The 24,640-nt window shown below is 66.5% G+C and carries 21 protein-coding genes; 15 read left to right on the top strand and 6 right to left on the bottom strand.

Annotated elements, in window-relative coordinates; genetic code table 11:
- Positions 1–19: 19 nt before the first annotated feature.
- Positions 20–2,383, bottom strand: coding sequence for a hypothetical protein (locus KF838_13480; protein ID QYK47788.1), 2,364 nt, complete (start codon positions 2,381–2,383; stop codon positions 20–22).
- 85 nt (positions 2,384–2,468) lie between these two features.
- Positions 2,469–3,989: an AAA family ATPase gene (locus KF838_13485; protein ID QYK47789.1), complete on the bottom strand. Its 1,521-nt coding sequence runs from the start codon at positions 3,987–3,989 to the stop codon at positions 2,469–2,471.
- A gap of 539 nt (positions 3,990–4,528) precedes the next feature.
- Between KF838_13485 and KF838_13490 the strand changes: the two genes are divergently transcribed.
- A complete protein-coding gene (locus KF838_13490) occupies positions 4,529–6,520 on the top strand; it encodes a S8 family serine peptidase (protein QYK47790.1) in 1,992 nt (663 codons plus the stop codon).
- A 33-nt stretch (positions 6,521–6,553) separates the two neighbouring features.
- Positions 6,554–7,498 carry a putative 4-hydroxybenzoate polyprenyltransferase gene (gene ubiA / locus KF838_13495; protein QYK47791.1) on the top strand — a complete coding sequence of 315 codons (945 nt, stop codon included), beginning with the start codon at positions 6,554–6,556 and terminating at the stop codon, positions 7,496–7,498.
- A 28-nt stretch (positions 7,499–7,526) separates the two neighbouring features.
- On the opposite strand, the gene KF838_13500 is transcribed toward ubiA, so the two are convergent.
- Positions 7,527–7,961, bottom strand: coding sequence for a hypothetical protein (locus tag KF838_13500; GenBank protein QYK47792.1), 435 nt, complete (start codon positions 7,959–7,961; stop codon positions 7,527–7,529).
- 3 nt (positions 7,962–7,964) lie between these two features.
- On the bottom strand, positions 7,965–8,621 hold the full coding sequence (locus tag KF838_13505) for an ArsR family transcriptional regulator (protein QYK47793.1): 657 nt from the start codon (positions 8,619–8,621) through the stop codon (positions 7,965–7,967).
- 209 nt (positions 8,622–8,830) lie between these two features.
- Here KF838_13505 and KF838_13510 point away from each other — a divergent pair, with 209 nt between their 5' ends.
- The 9 genes from KF838_13510 (at position 8,831) to KF838_13550 (ending at position 16,960) form a co-directional block, all read left to right on the top strand.
- Positions 8,831–9,460, top strand: coding sequence for an OmpH family outer membrane protein (locus KF838_13510; GenBank protein QYK47794.1), 630 nt, complete (start codon positions 8,831–8,833; stop codon positions 9,458–9,460).
- A gap of 16 nt (positions 9,461–9,476) precedes the next feature.
- On the top strand, positions 9,477–10,559 hold the full coding sequence (lpxD, locus tag KF838_13515; protein ID QYK47795.1) for a UDP-3-O-(3-hydroxymyristoyl)glucosamine N-acyltransferase: 1,083 nt from the start codon (positions 9,477–9,479) through the stop codon (positions 10,557–10,559).
- A complete protein-coding gene (locus KF838_13520; protein ID QYK47796.1) occupies positions 10,556–11,428 on the top strand; it encodes a UDP-3-O-acyl-N-acetylglucosamine deacetylase in 873 nt (290 codons plus the stop codon). Before lpxD ends, KF838_13520 begins: the two co-directional genes overlap by 4 nt.
- A 265-nt stretch (positions 11,429–11,693) precedes the next feature.
- Positions 11,694–12,452 carry a type II secretion system protein gene (locus KF838_13525; protein ID QYK47797.1) on the top strand — a complete coding sequence of 253 codons (759 nt, stop codon included), beginning with the start codon at positions 11,694–11,696 and terminating at the stop codon, positions 12,450–12,452.
- Positions 12,449–13,354 (top strand): hypothetical protein, encoded by a 906-nt coding sequence (locus tag KF838_13530; protein QYK47798.1) that lies wholly within the window; start codon positions 12,449–12,451, stop codon positions 13,352–13,354. The genes KF838_13525 and KF838_13530 overlap by 4 nt, the downstream gene beginning before the upstream one ends.
- Before the next feature lie 150 nt (positions 13,355–13,504).
- The gene (locus tag KF838_13535; protein ID QYK47799.1) at positions 13,505–14,437 is read left to right on the top strand and encodes an ankyrin repeat domain-containing protein; all 933 of its coding nucleotides are present in this window, start codon (positions 13,505–13,507) and stop codon (positions 14,435–14,437) included.
- Between the two features lie 93 nt (positions 14,438–14,530).
- A complete protein-coding gene (locus tag KF838_13540; protein ID QYK47800.1) occupies positions 14,531–15,166 on the top strand; it encodes an ankyrin repeat domain-containing protein in 636 nt (211 codons plus the stop codon).
- Positions 15,167–15,297: 131 nt separating this feature from the next.
- Positions 15,298–15,696 (top strand): hypothetical protein, encoded by a 399-nt coding sequence (locus tag KF838_13545; protein ID QYK47801.1) that lies wholly within the window; start codon positions 15,298–15,300, stop codon positions 15,694–15,696.
- A gap of 25 nt (positions 15,697–15,721) precedes the next feature.
- Positions 15,722–16,960 carry an aminotransferase class V-fold PLP-dependent enzyme gene (locus KF838_13550; GenBank protein QYK47802.1) on the top strand — a complete coding sequence of 413 codons (1,239 nt, stop codon included), beginning with the start codon at positions 15,722–15,724 and terminating at the stop codon, positions 16,958–16,960.
- Positions 16,961–17,053: 93 nt separating this feature from the next.
- Here the strand turns inward: KF838_13550 and KF838_13555 are convergent, their stop codons facing one another.
- On the bottom strand, positions 17,054–18,172 hold the full coding sequence (locus KF838_13555) for a right-handed parallel beta-helix repeat-containing protein (GenBank protein ID QYK47803.1): 1,119 nt from the start codon (positions 18,170–18,172) through the stop codon (positions 17,054–17,056).
- A gap of 368 nt (positions 18,173–18,540) precedes the next feature.
- Here KF838_13555 and KF838_13560 point away from each other — a divergent pair, with 368 nt between their 5' ends.
- The 3 genes from KF838_13560 (at position 18,541) to KF838_13570 (ending at position 22,113) form a co-directional block, all read left to right on the top strand.
- Positions 18,541–19,587 carry an adenine-specific methyltransferase EcoRI family protein gene (locus KF838_13560; protein QYK47804.1) on the top strand — a complete coding sequence of 349 codons (1,047 nt, stop codon included), beginning with the start codon at positions 18,541–18,543 and terminating at the stop codon, positions 19,585–19,587.
- Positions 19,584–20,678 (top strand): DUF262 domain-containing protein, encoded by a 1,095-nt coding sequence (locus tag KF838_13565; GenBank protein QYK47805.1) that lies wholly within the window; start codon positions 19,584–19,586, stop codon positions 20,676–20,678. Before KF838_13560 ends, KF838_13565 begins: the two co-directional genes overlap by 4 nt.
- A gap of 256 nt (positions 20,679–20,934) precedes the next feature.
- Positions 20,935–22,113, top strand: a complete 1,179-nt coding sequence (locus KF838_13570; GenBank protein QYK47806.1) for a hypothetical protein — start codon at positions 20,935–20,937, stop codon at positions 22,111–22,113.
- Between the two features lie 24 nt (positions 22,114–22,137).
- Here KF838_13570 and cls read toward each other — a convergent pair whose 3' ends face one another.
- Positions 22,138–23,595 carry a cardiolipin synthase gene (gene cls / locus KF838_13575; GenBank protein ID QYK47807.1) on the bottom strand — a complete coding sequence of 486 codons (1,458 nt, stop codon included), beginning with the start codon at positions 23,593–23,595 and terminating at the stop codon, positions 22,138–22,140.
- A gap of 25 nt (positions 23,596–23,620) precedes the next feature.
- Between cls and KF838_13580 the strand changes: the two genes are divergently transcribed.
- Positions 23,621–24,637 carry an MBL fold metallo-hydrolase gene (locus KF838_13580; GenBank protein QYK47808.1) on the top strand — a complete coding sequence of 339 codons (1,017 nt, stop codon included), beginning with the start codon at positions 23,621–23,623 and terminating at the stop codon, positions 24,635–24,637.
- Positions 24,638–24,640 lie beyond the last annotated feature (3 nt).

The raw sequence follows: 24,640 nt of genomic DNA on the forward strand, positions 1-24,640 counted from the left end.
TGTCCCGAGTGTCCGCTCACTACCGCCCACCCTCCACCACCACGATCCCGCAATCGATGTACTGCCCGCCCCGTGTCTGGCGGCAGTGAATCGCGATCGTGTTCTCGCCCGCCCGCATCGCCCTCGCGCCCGCTTCGTCGAGCGTCACCACGCGATAGTCCGTCGTGTACCCCGGCAACGTCGCGACCCTCACGCCGTTCAGGTACACCTCCGCATCCTCATCATGATGGATAGAGAGCGCGACCTTGCCCCGCGGCACCGTCTCCATCGTGAACGTCCGGCGGATCCAGATCTCGCCGCTCGACCACTCCGTGCCGATCCGTGCGCCCGGCGTCCCCTTCGTGCCGAATCCCGCGCTCCCGCGTTCCCACGCCGAGTCATCGAACGACACGTCCGACCACACGCGCCCGTTCGCGTCTGGTCCCGGCGCGTTGATCGTGTGACGCCACCCGCCGGAGAGCCCGCCGATGTCGCGGACCGCGCTCGCCGCGTGAGGCAGCACCGTCCGAACCCGCAGCGGTGTGTCGTACAACTTCAGCGTCGCTGAGCGCACACGCTCCGGATCGATCTTCCACACCTTGCGGTCATAGGTCAGCCACCCGTTCACCTCGATCTCCACGTCCGTCGTCTGCGTGTAGACCGCGGCACACAGCCCCTGCCCGATCAGCATCGGGAACTGCTCCAGCATCGCCATATAAGCGTCCGACAGCTCCTCCTTCGTCTTGTAACTGACATATCCCCAGTTGTCCCTGTCCACCCACGTGTGCCCATCAACAGGCAGCCCGAGCCCGCCGAACTCGCCCAGCACCGACGCCCGCACCGGCTCGACCGGTGGCATGCCCGGCCCGGGATACAAGTGATAATCGATCGTGTCGCCGACGCCCATGTCCGTCCACCCGCTGGCGTTGTTCACAAGCCGCGTCGGGTCAAAGGCCTTCGTGCGTTCAACGATCTGCCTGGACCATTCCAGATCGTTCTGGCCCCACCCCTCGTTCCACGGCACCCACATCACGATGCTCGGATGGTGCCTGAAGTCCTCGATGATCTCCATCCACTCGGCGACAAACGCGTCCTTCCACTCCTGCGTCAGCGCGGGGTTGCCGAACTTGTTCTTCTCCGATCCCGCCGGCTCATCGCTGAAGAACGGGCTCGGCATGTCCTGCCAGACCATGATCCCGATCCGATCGCACCACCAGTAATACCTGTCCGACTCCACCTTCACATGCTTCCGAAGCATGTTGCTCCCCATCCGCTTCGCCGCCTCGATATCGAACCGCATCGCCTCGTCGCTCGGCGGCGTGTACAGCCCGTCCGGCCAGAAGCCCTGGTCCAGCGGACCATAGTGGAAGATCGGCTTCCCGTTCAGCAACAGGCGCGGCACACCATCCTCATCCTTCCCGAGCGACACCGACCGATACGCCAGATACGACCTCACCTCGTCGATGACCCGATCCCCCTGCGTGATCCTGATGCTGACGTCGTAGAGGAATGGATCATCGGGCGTCCACGGGCGCGGATCTCCGAGAACGATCCTCGAACGCCCGACCCCTCCCTGACACTCGAGCACCGCCAGCGGCTCTCCACCCTTCTCGATGAAAATCTGTGCAACCATGTCCGGCGCAAACTCGCCCGCATGCTCGGGGAAGATATCGATCGCGCCGGTCGCGGGGTCGGCATCAAACCGAACGCGCGTGATATGCACCTCGTTCACCGGCTCGAGCCACACGGTCTGCCAGATGCCGCTCGTCGGCGTGTACCAGATGCCGTGCGGGCTGAGCCACTGCTTCCCGCGCCCCTGGCCGCCCGTGTCGGTTGGATCGTGCGCCACGACGACGATCTCATTCGTGCCGTCCCTGAGCGCGTCGGTGATGTCGAACGAGAAGGGTGTGTACCCGCCGACATGCTCGCCGACTTCCTTCCCGTTGACGCGCACCTTGCAGCGCCAATCCACCGCGCCGAAGTTCAATACCACCCGCCGCCCAATCCATGTCGCGGGGATCTCGAACGTGCGCATGTAATGAATCGTCTGATCTGGCCGAAGGATCTTCCCGACGCCCGAGAGCGCCGACTCCGGCGGGAACGGCACCAGGATCTTCCCCTGCACGCGGTCCGTGCTCGCCGGGTCCATCCCCAGGATCGCATAGTCCCAGAGCCCGTTGAGGTTCATCCACTCCTCACGCTCCAGCGACGGGCGCGGATACTCAGGCCACACGTTCTCCGGCGTCACCCGCTCGCCCCATTCGGTCATCAACTTCCCCGCGACCGGCTTCCATCCCTCGTCGCCCATCGCGATCGATCCTCCCGCGCCGAAGCATCCGCACAGCGCCGAAGCCAGTGCCGCCCGAACGATCGCTCTCGACGCTGCGCTCACCCGATCCCGCATCACCATGCTCCTCATCGCTCTGACGCAGGCCGCGCCGCCGATCCGGCACGCGCCCGCGCTCCGATCCAACACAAGCAACTCCCGCTCACTCCGCCGGCACGCAACGTCCGCTCGCCCACGCACGCAACTTCTCGATCCGCTCGCGCATCGTCACCGACAGGGGCGGGCTCTGGCGCATCACGTCCTCGATCGATTCCGTCGTCGGCTCCTTGCGTGCCGCGAAACGCTCGTGCATCGTCGCCACGATCGCCTGCTCGATCTCCGCCCCGCTGAACCCCGCGCTCGCCGCGACCAGGCGCGGGATATCGAACCTCGCAGGATCGCGCCCGCGCTTGCGAAGGTGCAGCTCGACGATCGCGCGCCGCGCCTCTTCGCCCGGAAGATCCACGAAGAAGATCTCGTCGAACCGCCCCTTGCGCATCAACTCGGGGGGCAATTCGTCGATCGCGTTCGCCGTTGCCACAAGAAACACCGGCTCGCGATGCTCCTGCATCCACGTCAGCATCGTCCCGAACATCCGGCGCGACAAGCCCCCATCGCTCGCCGCGGAGCCGGATGCCGAGCCCAGCGCCTTCTCGATCTCATCCACCCAGAGCACCGCGGGCGCCATCGCCTCCACCTGGCGCAGCGCCTCGCGCAGCCGCCGCTCGCTCTCACCGACGTACCGGTCATAGAGCACGCCCGGATCAAGACGCAGCAACGGACGCGTCCACGCCGTCGCCACCGCCTTCGCGCACAGACTCTTCCCCGCTCCCTGCACGCCGAGCAAGAGCACGCCCCTGGGCGGCGTCAAACCAAACTGCGACGCCTCTTTGCTGAAAGACGCCGCACGATCCGCCAGCCACTTCTTCAGACGCCCCATCCCGCCGATCTCGTCCATGCTCGTCGGGGCCTCGACAAACTCGAGCAACTCGCCCGATCCCAGCAACAGCCGCTTCGACGCGATCATCCGCGGAATGTCCGAGGCGTCCAGCTTCCGATCATCCGTGATCGCCTCGCGCACGATCTGGCGTGCCTGCCTCCGTGTCAGCCCGCGCAGGTTCGCGACGATCCGCGCCACCTCACGCTTGCTCACATTCACCTCGATCGGCTCGTACCGATGCTCCTGCTGCACGGTCTTGCGCAGCAACGCCTCCAGCTCCTCCTCATCGGGCAGCGACAGGTCCAGCCGCACCGCGTGATGCTCCACCGTCGCCGGAATCCGATCCGAGTGATCGATCAGCACCAGTTGCCCGCCCGTCCCCGCCCCCGACCCGCCGATCGCAGGCCCGGAGAGCAACGCCTCGCGCAGAGCCCGCAGAGTCTCCGGCTCGTTCAGATGATCCGCCAGATCGAGCATGGCGTAGATCGTCCGGTCCAGGTCGCCCCGCCTCGCCTCACCCGCGAACCGCTTCAGCACCGCACGCGCACCGTCATGGACATTGTCCGCCTCAACCCCCGACCAGTCGCGCAGGCCCTGCACCGCGCTCCACACCTTCAGCGGCCGCCCCAGCGTGTTTGACGCCTCCACCACAACGTCCAGCGCCTCCGACTCCTCGTGCGTCACGATCCGCACGCATCGGTGCCCGGACTTCAACAAGTTCACCAGCCGTGTCACGTCGTCCATGCGATCTCCACACCCAGCGTACCAAGTGCCCCGCCACCCGCGCTGAAACCACAGCCCATCTCCGTATACCCCTCCGCGGCATCCCCGTGCGTTCCCGGGGAAGGGCGGCCCTCACTCGCCCCGGCTCGGCCCATCACCCTCCAGATGGCCTCCGATCTCCGGCTCGCTCCGGGCGCGCCCGTTGACCCGGGCCGCGCCCGATTCCCCTCCCCACACTGGCGCAGCCATCGCCGACCACCGCTCAGGGCGGCCCACATTGGCCATATCCCACCAATCTCTGGCTTCCGCTGCGCACTCTTCAATGCACGACGCGAACTGCTCAGCGTCGTGAACGATCGCCAGAGCCGATCGCCGACCATAGGCCCGATAAGACAACCTCTCGTCAACACCGCTTTATGGGGTGCCATTCTCTAGTTTGAAGTGGTACGCTCTTTGCCGTTGCATATCTTCCTCGGCTGGGCATGGCGGCCGTCACACGAGGAATCGGGTTGTTACGCGTCGTGCTGCTCGGCAGTTGGAAGATAGAGGAGCGGGACACAATGCCTGATCAGACCGTGGGCCGCCACAGCGCGTGGGCACTCTGCGCGCTCGTCGCGGCCGGTACAGCCCAAGCCCAAGCCCAGTCCGCATCGCCCGATGCCCCCGTCCACACCCTCCGTGCCGGCCCGCGCTTCGACCGCATGCTCATCGCCGATCCCAATGCCCGCACCAGCGATGCAGCGCGCCTCAACCACGACCTCGCATCCAAAGACGGCCTCACCCCCCCTCCGACACCCGGCTACACCGTCACCAGCACCGTCCTTGCCAAGATCGCCGCCCCAGGAGATTGGCCCGCCCCCCTCGCTGCCAACTACCCCGCACTCACCGGCGAACCCATCGACGGACTCCCCGGCTGGTGGAAGATCGAACTCCCCTCCATCGCCGAGGCGATCGCCACCGCCGACACCCTCGATGGCTCCCCCGAGTTCGCACACGCCTTCGTCAACGTGGCGCGGCCCATCGCGCTCCGCGCTCCCAACGACCCCGGCTTCTCCCAGCAATGGCACCTGCTCAACGCCGAAGCACCCGGCATCGACTCCGGCGCGACACACGCATGGAACGCCGGATACACCGGCAGCGGCATCCTCATCGGCGTTATCGAGGGGCAGTGGCAGACCGACCACCCCGACCTCGTCCAGAACCACAACGCCGGCGCATCCAAGCTCGCCGGCACTCCCACGAACCATGCCACCTCCGTCGCCGGGATCATCGCCGCATCTCGCGACAACGGGCTCGGCGGCGTCGGCATCCTCCCCGACGCGCGTATCTCCGCCCTCGTCCACGGCACCGCGCTCCAGAACGCCGAGGCCTTCGCCTGGCGCAACGACATCCACCACATCAAGAACAACTCGTGGGGCCCGATCGACAACGGAACACTCGGACAGATCACCGATATCGAGCGCGACGCCCTCGTCGCGTCCACCGCCGGAAGAAACGGCCTCGGGACCATCCTCGTATGGGCCGCCGGAAACGGAGCCGCCGCATCCGATCGCGTCGAGTACGACCCCTACGCATCCTCCCGCTACGCCATCGCCGTCGGTGCCATCGATGACGACGACGACAAGGCCTACTACTCAGAGCCCGGCGCATCACTCCTCGTCGTCGCCCACTCCTCCGGCGGACCCGGACCCGGAGACAGGCAGATCTACACAACGAAGGCGGGCAGCGGATACACCATCACCTTCGGCGGCACATCCGCGGCCGCTCCCATCATCTCCGGCATCGTCGGCATGATGCTCCAGGCAAACCCGAACATGACCTGGCGCGACGTCCAGCAGGCGCTCATCAACGCCGCCCGAATCTGCGACCCCTCCTCAACGACCTGGACGACCAACGGCGTCGGCCGGCGCATCTCATACGCCTACGGCTTCGGCGCGGTCCGCGCGATGGACGCCGTCGCCGTCGCCACAGGATGGCACCCGCTCCCCCCCGAGCGCATCGCCTCATCCCCGCACGTCACCGTCAACGCGCCGATCCCCGATGGAAACGCCACGGGCATCTCGCGCACGCTCCGCGTCTCCGGCAGCGCGGTGATCGAGACCGTCGAACTCACGCTCAACGTCACAACGTTGTACGTCGGCGACCTCACCATCAGACTCCGCTCCCCCGCGGGCACCGAGTCCATCCTCGCCCTCACTCGCAACGACCCCACAGACCACCTTCTCTCCAGAGTCTTCACATCCAGACGCCACAACGGCGAACGCGCCGAGGGCGATTGGGTCGTCACCATCTCCGATCCCGTCGCCGGAGACCCCGCGTTCTGGATCGACGCCAGACTCACCGCCTACGGGCACTGCCCCTCCGACGTGAACGCCGACGGCGTCACCGACATCCTCGACCTCCTCGACTTCATCGACAGCTTCGGACCGTGCGTCGGTACCCGCGCCCCGTGCGCCGGGGTCGGTCCGGGCCCTGCCGACTACAACCGCGACGAAGTCATCGACATCCTCGATCTCCTCGACATGATCGAGGACTTCTCCACCGGGTGCTGATCCTCCCGCGCCCCCGCACTACCCTCTCACACAATGACCGTCGCCGACACGCGAGACAGCGCGCACCCTCGGTCCCTCATCCACGCCCTGCGCGCCGCCGCGGCGGACGTCAAGCTCGCCCACTCCGTCTTCGCGCTCCCCTTCGCCATCCTCGGCGCGTTCCTCGTCGCGCCGCGCGCAGGCAACGGCGTGATCGCCTGGCGCGACTTCGCCCTCATGCTCCCCATCGTCGTCGCGTGCATGTTCTTCGCGCGCACGTGGGCCATGCTCTTCAACCGCATCGCCGACGCCCGCATCGACGCACGCAACCCCCGCACCGCCGGACGCGCCATCCCCGCCGGACGCCTCACACCCCGCGCCGCATGGACACTCGCCCTCGCCTGCTGCGCCGCGTTCATCGGCTCCGCGGCTCTCTTCGGCCCGCTCTTCTCCAACTGGTGGCCCGCGATCCTCTCAGTCCCCGTCCTGCTCTGGATCGCCTTCTACTCGCTCACCAAACGCTTCACCGCGCTCTGCCACATCTTCCTCGGCGGCGCGCTGGCCGCTTCACCGCTCGCCGCCGCGCTCGCCGTCGGACCCGGACTCCTCCCCGAAACCCCCGCCGTCTGGTTCCTGAGCGCGATGGTCCTCTGCTGGGTGGCGGGCTTCGACATCATCTACGCGCTGCAAGACCTCGACTTCGACCGCCAGGCCGGGCTGCACTCCGTCCCCGCCGCCGTCGGTTGGCGCTGGGCCGCATGGAGCAGCCGCGCCCTGCACGCCGCCGCGCTCGCCGCACTCGTCTACGCCTGGCGGGCCGATCCGCGCCTCGGCACGATCTTCGGCATCGCCGTCGCCCTCGTCGCCGCGCTCCTGATCGCCGAGCACGCCATCCTCGCCAAAAGGGGCAAGGCCGGGCTCGACATGGCCTTCTTCACGCTTAACGGCATCGTCTCATGCCTGCTCGGCATCGCGGGCATCGCCGACCTGCTCCCCTGATCAGCCCACCCGCAAGCCACCCGCCCGCTCACTCGCGCGACGCACGCGCCACGCGATACGACCCGCCCCGCAGACCGAGCACGCCGAGCAGCGATGTCCGCGCATACAGCGGCTCCAGACTCGACGCATCCAGCACGAGATCGAGCAGCCCCGCGATGCGCACGCCGATCGTCCCCGACGCCTCATCACGCCTCACGTCCGCAACCAACCCCGCCGGCGCGAGCGCAAAGCCGATGTCGCGTCCATCCGCCTCCAGCATCACCGTCGCTTCGCCCGTCTGCTCGCCAACGCCCGAGATCGACCACACCAGCATCACCGACCGCGCGTCGGCGATCGCCGCAAGGTCGGGCCTCGCTGCACGCATCGCCTCGGGCGCGATCGTCCACGCCACGCGCACACGGGCCGAAAGCCCCGCCTCAGCGGGGCACGCACGCGCCGAAGGATGGTGGGGGATCGATGCCATGGGTCACGATGCCGCCTTGCCGAGGATGCTCGCCGCGATCTGCAATCCGCGCCCGCTCGGGCTCACGAACCGATCCGTCAGCGTCTGCACCGTTTCGAAGAACTTGAGCATCTCATCCAGCCGCTGGTTGTGCGCCAGGATCTGCACCGCCGTGTCATCCGCGCCCCCGCCCTCTCGCACGCTTTCACGACCGCTCCGCCGCCGCCCCCTGCGTTTCGACTCATCCACGCCTGATGTCAGATCCCTGATCTCGTGCAGCGAGACCAAGGCGGGATCCGCCTCGCGCTTCATCCGCTCGCGCACGATGGCGCGGAACATCGCCCACACATCCTGCTCGGCCTTGAAATACTCCTTGCGATCCCCGCGCCTGTGCGCCCGCGCCACAACGCCCCAGTCCAGGAGCGCGCGGATCGACATCGACGCGTTCCCGCGCGAGATCTGCAGCCGCTCCATGATGTCGTCCGTGCACATCGGCTCGCCCGTGATGAAGAGCAGCGCGTGCACCTCCGCCATCGTCCGCGAGATCCCCCAGGCCGAGCCCATCTTCCCCCAGCACGCGATGAACTGGTCCTGCGCCCCGCGCAGCGTCGCCCTCGCGTCCGCCCCGCCGCCATCCGCGCCCCCCGCTCCATTCGCCTCACCGGTCGTGTCGCGTGCCATACCGAAGGGTACCGCCCCGGGGCACGCAACTTCCACTTTGTTTCAGAAATGATTGAAATCGATACTCGCCCCCCGATCGGACTCCGGAAGGGTCCGGGCCCCCCGCGCCCCCTTCCGCCCCCCGCCCTCGTATGATCCCTCGTTCACGCATCCCCGCGGCTCCCAGTCACGCACGGAGGGACCGGAGCCCCCCATCCACGGAGTCTCACATGCCCCTGAATCGTTCCTATATCGTGGTCGCCCTCTGTCTCGGCGTCGGGCTCGGAGGCGCGCTCCTCGGCGAGCGTCGCGCCAGCGCGGCCGCCGAGGCCGAAGCCGTGCTCAAGGCCTCGGCCACCGCCGTCGCCATCGTCGACCTCGAACGCGTCATGGAGGGACTCACCGAGAAGAAGAAGCGCGAAGACGACATGCGCGCCCTGATCGCCCAGCGCCAAGCCACCCTCGATGACCTCAAGAAACAGCTCGACGGCCTCGCCAAGCAGATCGAACTCACCCCCAAGACCGACCGCGCCAAACTCCGCGAGATCAAGCAGCGCCAGATCGAGATCGCCGCCCAGGCCGAGGCCCGCAAGCAGGCCCTCCAGACCCTCATCGCCCTCGAAACCGGCGAGATCCTCCGAGAGATCTACCTCAAGATCAACAACGCCATCTCACGCGTCGCCGCCAAAGACGGCTGGGACCTCGTCCTCCTCGACAACCGCTCGATCAACATCCCCGAGTCGCTCACCGACCGCGAGATCAACTTCATCATCCAGTCGCGGACCGTCCTCCACGCCACCAACAGCGTCGATATCTCCGACGACATCATCACCCTGATGAACGCCGAGTTCGGCAAGTAATCCGGAGCGGCCCGACGTGCACACGACCGGATCGATCGCCGCTTCACTCGGCGCCCAACTCATCGGCCCGCCCGACATCGAGGTCAAACGCCTCGACACCCTCCATAGGGCCGGGCCCGGCGAACTCACCTTCATCCGCGACGGGAACAACGCCCGCCTGTGGAAAGAGGCGAGGGCATCGGCCGCGCTCGTCTCGACAGGCCTCGATGTCGACGGCCACGACGCCGGCGCAAAGGCCCTGATCATCGTCCCGGATGCCGACCTCGCCCTTGCCTCCACGCTCGAACTCTTCGCCCCCCCGCCCATCCCCCGCGCCCCCGGCATCCACCCAAGCGCCGTCGTCCACCAGGATGCCCGCATCGACCCGACCGCGCACGTCGGCCCCTTCTGCAACATCGACAGCAACGCCACAGTCGGTCCCGGCTCCGTGCTCGTCTCCGGCGTCACGCTCGGCCCCGGCGCGTCCATCGGTGCCAAGACCACCCTCCACCCCGGCGTCACCATCCTCGAACGCTGCGTCGTCGGGAGCGGCTGCATCCTCCACGCAGGCGTCGTCGTCGGCGCAGACGGCTTCGGCTACCGCCTCGATCCAAAGGCCGGCGCGCTCGTCAAGATCCCCCACATCGGCAACGTCGTCATCGGCAACGCCGTCGAGATCGGTGCCAACACAGCCATCGACCGCGCCAAGTTCGGTTCCACAACCATCGGCGACGGCACCAAGATCGACAACCTCGTCCAGATCGCCCACAACTGCACCATCGGACGCTGCGTCATCCTCTGCGGACACGTCGGCATCGGCGGCTCCGTCACCATCGGCGACGGCGCCATGCTCGGCGGCGCGGCCTCCGTCCGCGACAACGTCACCATCGGCGCCATGGCACAGGTCGCGGGTCGCGCCGGCGTCGTCGAAGATGTCCCGCCCGCTTCAAGTGTCTTCGGGCTCCCCGCCATCCCGGGACGAGAGGCCATGCGCATCAGCGCCGCAAGCCGACGCCTCGTCGAGTACTTCTCACGCGTCCGCGCCCTCGAGCGACGCGTCTTCGGATCCTCCAAACCAGCCGACAACGGACGCGCCCCGAATCGGGATCAGGACGAATGACCATCGGCGCAACCCTCCGCCGTGCGGCAACCCTCACAGGCATCGGCCTCTTCACCGGCCAGCCCTCCACCGTCATCCTCCGCCCCGCCACAAGCAGAACCGGCCTCGCCTTCACCCTCGGCCCCGCCACCTTCCCCGCCTCCATTGATCGCCTCGCCCCCTCCCCGATCCCCGCCTTCGCGCACCACCCCGCCAGACACACCTGCCTCGCAGCACCCGACGGCCCCGCGCTCGCCACCGTCGAACACGCCCTCTCCGCACTCGTCGGCATGGGCATCACCGATGCCACTGTCGAATCCTTCGGACCCGAACTCCCGATCTTCGACGGCTCCTCCCTCCGATTCGTCGAACAGATCCGCGCTGTCGGCTCCGTCCCCTCCGAAACCCCCGCCACCGACCCCATCACCCTCGACGCGCCGATCTCCATCGAGAACGATGGCGCATCCATCCTCATCTCCCCGCGGCACACACCCGGCATCTCCTACACCTACCGGCTGGCCTACCCAGCACCCATCGGCGAACAGTCCGCCCACTGGGACGGACGCCCCGAGACCTACGCCGCCGACATCGCCCCAGCCCGCACCTTCTCACTCGAACACGAAGCCCGCGCCATGCGCTCCCTCGGCCTCTTCCAGAGCTTCACCCCGCGCGACATGCTCGTCATCGGACCCGAAGGCCCGATCGACAACACCCTCCGATACCCCGACGAGCCCGCACGACACAAACTCCTCGACCTCATCGGCGACCTCGCACTCGCCGGACCCCTCATGCCGCGCCTCCAGGCCGACATCGTCGCCACACGCTCCGGACATGCCCTCGCACACGCCGCAGCCCGCGCCCTGCAACACCACCTCAATTCCCGCGGCTGATCCACACCCCTCCAACACCCCCACAAACTCGAATCGCTCACCCAGAGCGAATCGATAATCCCACTTCCGACGAAACCCAGACCGACGGTTTCCCAAGTGATCGCAACCGGACATCCCGGTTGTGGTTCCTTTCAACATCGCCTCGCGACATCTCGCAAAAACGCTTGGAGCGCACAAACGCATCCCTTACAATGCTTTGGGAGCATCGCGCAAGCCGATGGAATGAACCGGATCCGTTCGCAGCACGCCACCCGGAGGTCTCAGGATGCCCCTTCACACACCAAACCGATCCGAGCCCCCGCTGCGTGCGCCCCGCCCCCGCGCTTTCACGCTCATCGAGCTTCTTGTCTCCATCTCCATCATCGCCGTCCTCATCGGGATCCTGATCCCCAGTCTCTCCCAGGCCCGCGAGTCCGCACGCCGCGTCCGCTGTCTCGCCAACCTCCGAGGGATGGGCACCGGCCTCAACCTCTACATGGACACCAACAACCGCATCCTCCCCAAGGTCTCCTTCCTGCAAGACCAGGCCGAGGGCGATGGCGAGACCGACGAAACCCTCCTCGACGTGCTCGACAGCTACATCGACGCGCCCCGTCCGCGCCGCGAGAACCCCGACGACCTCACCTCCCTCTACATCTCCGTCGAGCCCTATGTCTGCCCCGGCGATCGCAAAAGCAGCGATGCCGAGTCCGGATACGAGCCCGTCTGGCGCGTCTACGGCACCTCATACTCCTACGTCCCCGGTCTCTTCATCTACTTCCTCGAAGGGCTCACCGTCCCGCGCCCCGAGTTCGGCGTGACAAAGGCCTATGAGAACCGGCGCGACTGGCCCGTGCTCGCCGATGCCTCGTGGGACAGCCGCGAAGACGCTTGGCACAAAGGTCGCAGCGGCGATCTTCCCGGTGCGTGCGCCCTCTTCTTCACCGACGGGCGCGCCGACTGGGCCCCGAGACAGGCCTCAGACTCCGAACTCGCCAAGTTCCTCAAAGAAGCCGCACGCTTCGGAGGTCTCCCCCTCCCATGAACACGCCCCACAACATCTCCATCGCGCAGTCCAGTGGCCCGCTCTCCGGCCTCGGCTCGCTCATCGACGATCCCGCCCTCATCCCCGACACGAAACCTGGCAAGAAAAAGAAGGCCGGAGCACGCGCCGAATCCTTCCAGCAGACCCTCGCCCGCTGGTGGAGATCCGGCCGCAACCGCTACGACAACAACAAACGCTTCCGCATCGCGACCTGGATCATCGCCGGAGCCGCCCTCGTCGGCACCGGGACCGGGCTCTACTTCGCGCTCCGTCCCACGCCCATCCCCGACTACGCAACCGCCCCCATGTCCCAGGTCCTCGACTTCACCTTCCTCACCGCCGAGTTCAACAAACTCCCGGTCGAGCAGCGCGTCAAACTCATCGGCGACCTCGTCAAGCGCGTCCGAGGCATGGGTGGGCAGGACAGCGTCCTCATGGCCGCCTTCGCAGCCGGCATCTCCGGCAAGGCCCGCGAGCAGCTCGAAGAGAACGCCTCACGCCTCATGCTCGACATGATGGACAACTTCGCCTCCGGCTACAAAAACGTCCCCGGCGAGCAGAAGGGCGAATTCATCGAGCAGAAAGTCGTCGAGATGGTCCGCCTCATGTCCCAGGTCGCCGGACAGGAGACAACCCAGACCGACGAAGAGATCCTCGCCGATGCCAAGCGACAGGCCGAACGCGACCAACGATTCATGCAATCGGGCAACATGACCGGAAACATGGCCGGACGCATGTTCACAACCCTCAATAACGGCATCGGAAGTCACTCCACCCCACACCAGAAGGCACGCGTCGGCAACTTCCTCCGCGATATGACGCGCCACCTGAGAGACCAGGACATCAAGACCGGAAAGCCGAATCCAAGGCCGGCACCCCCGCCACCCCCCGGTGGCGGCTGATCCCGGGCATCCCCGGATCCCCGTCCACGCCCCATCCACGCGCTCTCCCTCTCGACACAAGACCTTGCGTCACATCCCGCTTTCGTGTCCAATACGGAGCCCGGCGTGCTCCGCCGGTTTCTCTCGCCGCTTCATTGACGGAGGTCCAGCATGTCCGCGTCACGCCCCATGTCTCTCTCGATCGTGGTCATCATTCTTCTCGTCGCAGGCGGCTTCATGTTCTGGACCGTCCGCGAACTCGCCGCCGAACTCCGACACGACGGTGCCTACGGCCTCCAGGCCTCTCCCGCCATCATCTCCGCCGCATCCGGAGGCGACCTCGCAGGCATCGAACGCGAAACCAAAAAGGGTTCGGATATCAACGCCCTCCTCCCCTCCGGCGGCCTCTCCCGCGTCGCCATCACCCCGCTCATGGCCGCCTCCATGAACGCCAACGCCCCCGCCGTCCGCAAGCTCCTCGAACTCGGCGCATCCCTCGAAACCCGCTCCAGCGACGGGCGCACCGCCATCATCTATGCCGCGGGATGGGGCAACGCCGAAACCATCAATGCCCTGCTCGACAAGGGCGCGCGCGTCGATGCGCGAGGCGACGACGGCTGGACGGCCACCATGCTCGCCGCCGCCCGAGGCGATCTCGACCGTCTCCGCGCCCTGCTCAACGCCGGCGCGAACGTTGACGCACGCAACAAGTGGGGCCAGACCGCCCTCTTCATCGCCGCACAGGCCGGAAGCATGGACCGCGTCAAGGCCCTCCTCGACGCCGGAGCCCGCGCCACCATCGACTGGGCCGACAACTCCGGCGCAACCCCCGTCGCTATGGCCGCCGCCGCACCCGACTCTTCCGGTGTCCTCTCCCTGCTGCTCGCCGCCGGTGCGGATCCCAACCTCACCGACAACGACGGGCTCACGCCCCTCATGCGGGCCGCCGATCGTGGCGATGTCGAGAGCATCAAGGCCCTCCTCGCCGCCAAAGCCGACACCAGCGTCAAGGACCGTCTCGGCCGCACCGCCCGCGACTGGGCCCAGAGCCGCGACGACGCCCTCGGACGCGCCGCCGCCGAGCTCCTCCCCGAGCAGGACTGATCACACGCCCCGTCCCCGCATCGGCACTATCCTTCACGCTGTCAGCGCGAACGCAGCCGGGCACGCGGAGCCCGCGATCGCGACGGAGGTCCCATGTCCGAATCACGCCAGCCCGTTCCCTCTCCAATCCTGGGTATCGTCGGGCTCGTCGTCGTCGCCGGGCTGATCACCCTCGCCCTCAAGTACAACTCACCCCAGCAGTCCAACAACCCCGACTCACCCCCCAGCGCAACCGGCCCTGCTGATCCAGTGCCCCAATCGCCCGACCAGCCCGCCGCCGATCCCAAGCCCATCTCCGAGCCGCCCCGCCAAGCGGATCCCGCCCCCGAAGTACCCAAGCCCCTGGTTCCATCACCCGACTACCTCGCGTCGATGGAAGCGCCCGACCTCGCCTCCGCGCTCGCGACCGTGCCCGCCGTCTCGCGCGCCGAGATCGCCACCGCCGTGCTCCTCGTCGCCGCCGAGCGCGAGGGAACACCGGCGGATCTCATCGCGACGCTCGCGAGCGCGAGCGCCAACCTCAACGCCCAGGACGACAAGGGCCGCACGCCCCTCATGCTCGCCGCCGCCGAGGCCAACATCGACATGGTCTTCGCCCTCCTCGACCACGGCGCAGCCGTCTGGACCAAAGACGCCGAAGGCATGGACGCGCGCGAGCACGCCCTCGCCCGCAACGACGCCCGGGGATACGAGATCGCCGAAGTCCTCGAGGGCGCGGGCCGCGACTGACCCCGACCGCCGGCAGATCCACCTCCGCATACACCCTCGCCCTCGCCTCTTTACCCCTCAAGCGTGCGTGACGTGTGGGTAACCACGAGCGGACGTGGCCAACCTCTCACCGCCGTGTAGACTCTCCATCGATGGACCGCATCGACCCTTCTCTCGGTCAGGGCATGACGCCCCTCTCAAGGCCAGGCCTGCTCGGCCGCACCTACGCGCCCGCCTCTCCGGCTGTGCGCCGCCAGCCCCTCCAGCAGGAAGGCACCATCGCCCGCATCGGTCCCGTCGCCGACGGCTTCGAGCCCTCAAAGCCCGCTCCCGCATCCGCCGCCGCTCCCGGCGCGGCACCCCTCACCGATGCTCGCCTCGCCTCTCTCGTCGCCGCCAAGGTGCCCGGCGGCATCGACTTCACCGAGCCCGCGCCGCGCGCAAGCACGCAATCCGCCTCTCAAACTGTGCCGCTCTACCGCCACCCCGCCGATAGGAATACAGTGGCGACAGCGGTTCACGCGGGACGGATCCTGGACGTGAACGGCTGAGCGTCCAACATCCCGGTGCCCACCCGTGAAGACGACCACCTCCACCCGGCCCTCTCGGTCCGAGTTCGCCACACACTGGCGCCTCGACCCCGCGATCACGTTCCTCAACCACGGCTCCTACGGCGCATGCCCGGAAGTCGTGATCGACGCGCAGAACGAGATCCGCGCGCTGATGGAACGCGAGCCCGTCCGCTTCTTCATGCAGCACCTCGAACGCCTCACCGACGTCGTCCGCGAGCGCGTCGGCGCGTTCGTCAACTGCGCGCCCAAGGACCTCGCCTTCGCGCCCAACGCCACCGTCGCCATCGCCACCGTCCTCCAGAACATCGACTTCAAGCCCGGCGATGAGATCCTCGTCAACACGCACGAGTACATGTCCGCCATCAACGAGCTCGGACGCATGGCCGAGCGGCTGGGCACGAAGACGGTCAAGGCCAAGGTCCCCTTCCCCATCACCGACGAGCAGCAGGTCATCGACGCCGTGATGGCCGCAGTTACGCCCCGCACCCGGCTCGCCATCATCTCGCACATCACAAGCCCGACGGCCATCATCCTCCCCGTCAAGAAACTCACCGACCTCCTCCACGCGCGGGGCATCCGCGTCCTCATCGACGGCGCGCACGCCCCCGCCCAGGTCACCCTCGACGTCACCGACCTCGGCGCGGACTACTACGTCGCCGACTTCCACAAGTGGGTCTCCAGCCCCAAGGGCTCCTCCTTCCTCCACGTCCAACCCGGGCTCCAGAAGGGCTTCAGGCCGATCTCCCTCTCCAGCCGCGTCCACAACGTCCGCGACGATCGCGCCCCCTTCCTCGCCGAGTTCGACTACGTCGGAACCTCCGACTACTCCGCGCTCCTGGCCGTCCCCGCCGCACTCGACTTCTTCGACAAGGTCCTCCCCGGCGGAATCCCTGCCCTCATGAAGCGCAACCACGACCTCGTCGTCAAGGGACGCGCCGCCGTCTGCAAGGCCACCGGCCTCGCGCCCCCCGCGCCCGAAGACATGCTCCCCTCCATGGCCACCATCCTCCTCCCCGCGCTCCCCGCCGCCGCCAGGAACACACGAACCGTCTTCGGCGATCCCCTCCAGGACCGCCTCGTCGACGAGCACCGCATCCAGGTCCCCGTCTGGGCCCTCCCCGACTGCGGCACGCGCTTCACACGCATCTCCGCCCAGCTCTACAACACCCTCGCCGAGTTCGAGCACTTCGGCAAGGCCCTCGCCCTCGAACTCGAGCGCGAGGCACGCACCGACAGCGAGTGAATCGCCCCGCTCATCCACCCACAAAAAGAACGCACGCACCCGCGGAGGTCCGTCGGGTGCGTGCATGGGAGGCGTTCGACTCTCAGCAGCCGATCAGTGGCTGAAGTTCGCGAACGGGTTCGTCGAGGCGATCGTCCCGCCCGCAGTCACGATCGGGCCGACCTGGTTGTTCGCAACGTTCACGCTGCCGAACCCGTTGCCCGTGCCGGGGTTCACCGCCTGGTTGCCGAACACCAGGTTGTCGTCGCCCGAGGCATCGATCGTCACCGCGTGGCTGCCGCCGATGAACAGGTTGTTCTGCACGCGGCTGCCGTCGCTGAAGATCGTCAGGCCCGGCACGTTCAGGCCGGTGAGGTTGACGGTGTTGCCGACAACCTGGCTCGTCGAGTAGATCCGCATGCCGCCGGAGCCGCAGTTCGTCACCGTGTTGTTGATGAACCGCTGGGTCCCGGTGTTGAACTGGGCCGCGATGCCGAAGGCCGTCGCCGTGCTCACCGTGCAGTCCTGCACGAGTGTGCCTGAACCGACGTTGATGCCGTTCTGGCCGGCCGTCTTCACCCTGCTGGAGCGCACCTCGGAGTTCGCGCCGGCGGTGATGCCGTGCGTGGTCGAGCCCTGGACCTGGCTGTTCATCACGATCGCCTCGTCACCGACGTTGATGCCGTCCATCTTCGGGGTGTCGATGATGCAGTTCAGGACCTGGTTGCGTGCGCCATAGGCGTAGATCCCGTGACCGCCCGGAGTCGTCACCGTCACGTTCTCGACGCGGCAGTTCGGACCCGCAAGCTCGATCCCGTGCCCGCCGGCGTTCCGGATCGTCCCGTTCTTGATCGTCACGTCGCCGTAAGCCGAGTTGCTGACGCGGATCAGCGGCTTGGTCGACGCCGCAGGGGTCGCCCGAACAACCATGAAGCCGTTCAGATCAATCACAACGTTCGGAGCATTCACCTGGATCGCGACGATGTCCCCGGTCACGATCGCCATCCCCGTCAGGTAGTAGCTGCCGCTCTGGTTGATGATGTAGAACGCGGTGCCGTCGCCGGGAACCGTGTCCATGTTGATCGGACGACGCGGCTCAACCTGATCCAGCGTCTTCATCGTCGGGCCGGGCATCCCGTCCGGAGGAGTGAGCGGGCCGGCCAGAGCGATCTGAGGCAGCGTGGTGATGGCGAGTGCGGCAACGAGCGTACGGATTGACATCTTGGCGGACATGTGAGACCTCCTGGTAAGGAACCGTGTGTTGTTCTTCGTGTGTTCGCGGGAAACACTCCCGCGTGCCCGGGCTCGCCTCCCGGCGACATGCCCCGACATCATCATCAACGAAACCCGCAAACACACCCCTTGGTCCTCACGCGACTTTTCTTCAATCCCCCGTCCCCACCGCCACCTCCATCGCACACACAGCCCCGATCCACAGCCAAGCGCACGGGGTGGCACGCCAGCGCGTGCGCAGGCATGTTCTGAGCCAACCGTTCCGAGCAACAGCGCATCCGCCTTCAAGGAATCCCCGGGCACAAGCTCGGCCGTACTCAACCACACCATCTTTGCCCGATAGAAATCTATGAGGTACCATCGACGCCATGCCGAAACCGCCTCGAAAGCGCGCACCAGCCAAGCCACCCGCGCCCAAGAACCTGAATCGCAGTCTCCACGCCGCCAAAGCAACCAAGCAAGACGAGTTCTACACGCAACTCCCCGACATCGAGAAGGAACTCAAGCACTACACCAAGCACTTTGCGGGCAAGACGGTCCTCTGCAACTGCGACGACCCCAAAGTCAGCAACTTCTTCCGCTACTTCTCGCGGAAGTTCCACGATCTGAAACTCAAGCGGCTCATCACGACCTGCTATCGCAACGCAGACCCCGACCTCTTCAGCCAGAACGAGAGCGGTCGCGGCCTTCGGCTGATCTACAGCGGCGAGTTGACGCCGGGCGGAAGCGTCCCGGGGTTTACCAAGCTCGATAAAAAGATGCTGGACGGCGACGGCGACTTCCGCAGCAAGGAGTGCATCGCGCTCCTGAAGGAAGCGGACATCGTCGTCACCAACCCGCCCTTCTCCCTGTTCAGGGAGTACGTGGCGCAGTTGGTGGAAAGCGGCAAGAAGTTCATCATTATTGGCAATCACAACGCGATCACATATCGGGAGATCTTCACGCTGATCCGGGATAACAGAATTTGGCTGGGGAACACGCACCCGGTGGCTTTTGTTGTTCCAGATCACTACGAAATGCGCGGAACGAGAAGCTGGCGAGACGAGAATGGCACCAACTGGCGCAGTCTCGGAAACGCCTGCTGGTTCACGAACCTCGACATTGCCAAGCGGCACGAAGACCTCACGCTGTACAAGACTTTCGACAAAAAAGCATATCCGAAATTCGACAACTATGACGCGGTGGAAGTGTCTGCGTACAAGAACATACCGATGGATTTTGACGGCGTAATGGGAGTCCCGGTGACGTTCCTTGAGCACCACAATCCTGAGCAGTTCGAGATCATTGGTCTGATAGCGGGGAATATCAGAGGGCTTGCAGGCATCCCGTCTGCGAGCAACAAGGATGGCCCGTATATCAATGGCAGATTGAAGTACGGCCGGATCCTCATCCGCCGAAAGAAGCAGAGCAAATGAAGATTGACCTCCACCGCATCACCGTCCGCCAACTCGCCGCTGGCTATCTCGACAATGCCGAAGAGGGCGTCCGCGCCTTCGGCGGCAAGCTCGACGTCCGCCCCCCCTACCAGCGAGAGTTCATCTACAAGGACAAGCAGCGCAACGCCGTCATCGACACCGTCCGCCGGAACTTCCCCCTCAACGTCATGTACTGGTCCGTCCGCGACGATGGCAACTACGAAGTCATCGACGGCCAGCAGCGTACCCTTTCAATCTGCCAATACGTGAACGGCGACTTCTCCATCGACGGGCTCTACTTCAACAACCAGCAGGACGACCACCGCAAGCAGATCCTCGACTATGAGTGCATGGTCTACTTCTGCTCCGGCACCGACAGCGAGCGCCTGGACTGGTTCCGCACCATCAACATCGCGGGCGAGAAACTCACCGAGCAGGAACTCCGCAACGCCGTCTATGCCGGGCCGTGGACCGCCGACGCCAAACGCTACTTCAGCAAGACCGGCTGCCCCGCCTACGGCCTCGCGGGCGACTACCTCAAGGGCGTCGCCATACGTCAGGAATACCTTGAAACCGCGATCGAGTGGCACGCGGAGGCCGAGGGCGTCAAGACGATCGAAGAGTACATGGGCAAGCACCAGCACGACCCCAGCGCCGTCGCCCTCTGGAACCACTTCCGCAGCGTCATCGACTGGGCCAAGGCGACCTTCCCGACCTACCGCAAAGAGATGAAGGGTGTGGCGTGGGGGCCGCTCTTCAACGAGTTTGGAAAGAAGGCGCTGGACCCCAAAAGACTAGAGAAGCAGGTCGCGGACCTCATGGAAGATGAGGACGTGACGAGCAAGCCGGGGATCTACCCGTTTGTACTGAGCGGCGATGAATGGCATCTGAACATCCGCGCGTTCACTCCCAATATGAAGCGTGAGGCATACCAGCGGCAGAAGGGAAAGTGCGCGAAATGCAGGAAGCCCTTTGCCATCGAAGAGATGGAGGCCGACCACGCCACGCCATGGAGCAAAGGCGGCAAGACCGTCGCAGCAAACTGCCAGATGCTCTGCAAAGAAGACAACCGCAGAAAATCAAGCAAGTGACGCCCCGTCGGGCCGCAATGCCCCGCTGGCCCGCTTGCGCTTCACCTTCACCCTCGCGCCACCCTTCCCTCCCCCCACCATGCCTTCTGCATCCCCCTTCCCCCCAATGACTTCCATCAATCTTCCACATACCAAACAAAACCCATTGACACACCCCTCACCATGACGTACATTACCCGTACTCATGGTCGCCCACACCGCGACAACTCTTGGGGACTCCTTTCCTGGTGGCACCGCTCTACAGAGCGGTGTCCTCATGGGTGGCACCGCCGAGGCGGGCCAGAGCGGTGATTCCATCTCCCGTGACACTGACCCGCTTCGGGTCAGTGCTCCCACTCCCTCTGTCCCTCCGGCTTCCCCCCCACGCCACACACTCGACGATGCAGAGTGGGCAGATCCTCAATACCGCAAAACCCGCGGCACCAACCGCAAGCCCCGCAACCCCTCTCCCCCTCCCTCTGCCCCTTCCCGCTCCCCCGTCTCCGTCCGCGGCATCCCCCGCATCATCCCCTTCAACCCCTCTCCCGAGCAGATCCACGATGTCCTCAACGACATCGTCTCTCCCTACGCCTCACTCGCCGATGTCGCCGCCAACAACAACACAACCGTCCACGCACTCAGCGCGTGGATCGCACTCGCCGAAACCCAGACCATGCTCGACCAGATCGAGCAGGCCGCATACCGCCGCGCCCGCGTCTCCGCCGCCTGCCTCCTCACCGATGCTGTGAACTCCCTCTCCTTCACCCTCCGCGCCCACGTCGATGCCGAATCCAACGAACCCCTCGGCCGCTCCACCGAAGCCCTCCACATCCGCCAACGCCAACGCACCGACGCCCGCAAGGCCTCATGGCTCCTCTACCGCATCGCCCGCGCCTACCCCGCAATCCCCATCGACCCCACCACACTGCGCTTCATCCACACACTCAAACGCGAACGCGATGCCAGCCCCGTGCCATCGAGGTCCGCCCCGGACCACTCTCGGGTGCCACTGGTTCCCGGTTCTGACGCGCAGCGTCAAGAACCGGAACCAGTGCCGATGGATACCACCTCCCCCTCCCGGGTGGCATGCTTGCACGAAGTGCAGGCATGTGCTGAGCCGACCGGCGCGAACAACCGCGATGCCTCGTCCTCTCATAGAACCGCGAACGTGAGTGAGCGGATGTCTGAGTCTCCAAGCCAGCCGGTTGACCCGGCTGGCGCTCTTCAGGACCTTCCACCCGCATCGTCCCCCAAGGACGATGCGGACTCCCAAGTGCAGGCATGCTCCGATGAACACACATGCGCTCAAAGCGCATCATCGCCCTCACCGGACTCCCCACATGGCTGCGCAAGCGCAGCCATGCCACCCGATTCTGCATCATCCCCCTCTATCCCTTTGCCCCTCTGTCCTTCTGCCCCTTCGCCTCAACCCCCCTCCCGCGCCCCACCCGGCTGAGTCTCTCGCCGCGCAACGATCCACCTACAGCAGTGGCGAGAGCAGCTGCACGCCGTTCTCCACCAGTCTCCTCACGCGGCTGCGCCGAGCCCAGTCCGTCGAGGTGATCTCCACACTCTCTTGCAGATAGTGCTGCTGCACCTCGCGCAATCGCGCGCACGCCGCGGCGTCATACAGAAACACGCTCAACTCGTAGTTGATCCCGAAACTCCGCCGGTCCATGTTCACCGTCCCGAGCATCGCGATCGTGCCGTCGATCGTGACGGTCTTGGCATGCAGCAACCCTCCTTGATAGAGCATGATCCTCGCGCCCGCGTCGAGAAGATCCTGGTAGTACGCGCTGGAAGCGAGCGCGACGAGGCGGCTGTCCACCCGCTCGGGGACGATCAGCGTCACGCCGACGCGCCGCTGCGCCGCGGTCACGAGCGCGGCCATCATCGCCTCATCCGGCGTGAAGTAGGGCGTGGTGAAAACCAGTTCGCGCCGGGCCTCGTGAACGCCCTGGATCAGCATGCGATGGATGGTCTCCTGGTGCGAACGCGGGCCGGAGGGCACCACCTGCATCTCGACGTTCCCGACCTGCTGCGCGATCGACTCGCGCGCGATCGCCTCGGGGCAGGTGCGCGCGGTCTCGATCATCCAGTCAGACTCAAACACGGCCGACAGCGTCGCGACCCCGGGCCCGCGCACGCGAGCCATGACATCGACCCACTCGCCCACACCCGCCCGGACCTTGAAGTGCTTCGGGTCCGCCATGTTCAGACTGCCCGTGTATCCGATCTGCTCATCGATGATCACGAGCTTGCGGTGGTTGCGAAGATCGATCCGCGAGAGATGGGCCCGCAGCCACTTCACAGGCAACGCCCGTTCGACCTCGACCCCCGCCTCTCGCAACCGGCGAGGCGAGCCGGAACCGAAGAACGACGCGCCCCCGGTCGCGTCCACCAGCACCCGACAGTGAACGCCCCTCGCCGCGGCACGCTCGATCGCCCGTTCGACCTCCAGCACGCGCCCGCGCGGCTCCCAGATATAGAAGAGCAGCTCGATGGATCGCTGGGCTTCGTCGATGTCCCGGATGATCGCGGGGAATGCCTCGTCCGCGCCGTCGAGGATCTCGACGGCGTTGCCGCCGACGACCGGCATCGCATCGGTCGCCATGCCGACGAGCGCGACAGACTCGACGCACTCGGGCAGCTCATGGATCTCCGCGCCCGCGCGCCGCTCGACGCGTTCCATCAACCTACGCACCGGTCGCTCGGCGGAGAGCGACCGCCTGATGCGCGACGCGCCGAGCCACGCCTCGCCGAAGAGCAGATAGACCGCCGCGCCGAGAAACGGCACGATCGCGAGCACGAGCAGCCACGCGATCGAGACGCCGGGGGGCCTGCGCTTCGACAGGATGCGAAGCGCCAGCGTGATCACCAAGCCCCAGTGGAGGAGCGGCAGCGAGAGCGAGATCCACGTCAGCACGTCGGAGATCACAAGGGCAGTCTACGCTGAGATGGCCATGCCCAGCCCCGTGCGCCCATCCGACGAGTCTCGGCGACGCCCGGCGGGCGCGGATCACCCCGCCCAGAGAGGCGCAGGCGCTCTGGGCGGGCTGAGACTCTCGACACGGGCGATCCGCTCGGGGCTCCGGCGCTATCCGCCGGAGCTGCTCGGCTCGTTCCTCCGTCGGGGCGTGCTGGCGAACGCGGGCTCGGCAAGGCCGCCCGCCGAGGTGCGAGACCTCTTGTCCGAACTCGCGCCCCACGGGATGGCCCTGATCTGGCTCGGGCACGCGTCGGTGATGGCGACGCTCGGACCGATCACGATCGTGGTCGATCCGGTGCTCTCTGAGCGGATCGGCCCGCGCCTGCTCGGCCGGACGTGGGGGCTCTCGCGTCGCGCGCCCGCGCCGGTCGCGCCGGGGTCGCTGGCGGGCTCGGACCTGCTGCTGCTGACGCACGCCCACTTCGACCATCTCGATCGCCCCACGCTCGAAGGCCTGGCGTCGGATCGCACCACGGTCGTGACGCCGCTCCGGTGTGCGTCGCTGGTGCCGCACGGGTTCGCGCGGGTGATCGAGCTCGCGCCCGGCGCCTCGTACGAGCAGGGCGGGGCGACCATCCACGCCCTGGAGGCCGCCCACTGGGGGGCGCGGCTCGTGCTCGATCGCGGACGAGGCACGCTCGCCTACGCCGTGAAACACCCGGAGGGCTCGATCCTCTTCGCCGGTGACACCGCCTTCACAACGTCGTTCGCGCGGGCACACGACTTGGTCGGCCCGATCGATGTCGCGGCGTTCGGCATCGGCGCATACGACCCGTGGGAGCACATGCACGCCACGCCCGAGCAGGTCTGGCGGATGTTCACGTCGATCGGCGCGAGGTTCCTGCTCCCGATCCATCACTCGACCTTTGAACTCTCCGATGAGCCGCTCGACGAGCCGGTCCGCCGGCTGCTCGCCGCGGCCGGTGACGACGGCGCGCGCGTGATGGCGTCATCGCCGGGTGAGATCGTCGTGATGACGAAGCCAGCGTAGCAG

This window comes from Phycisphaeraceae bacterium (assembly GCA_019454185.1).
In the GTDB taxonomy this organism is placed as follows: Bacteria; Planctomycetota; Phycisphaerae; order Phycisphaerales; family UBA1924; genus JAHBWV01.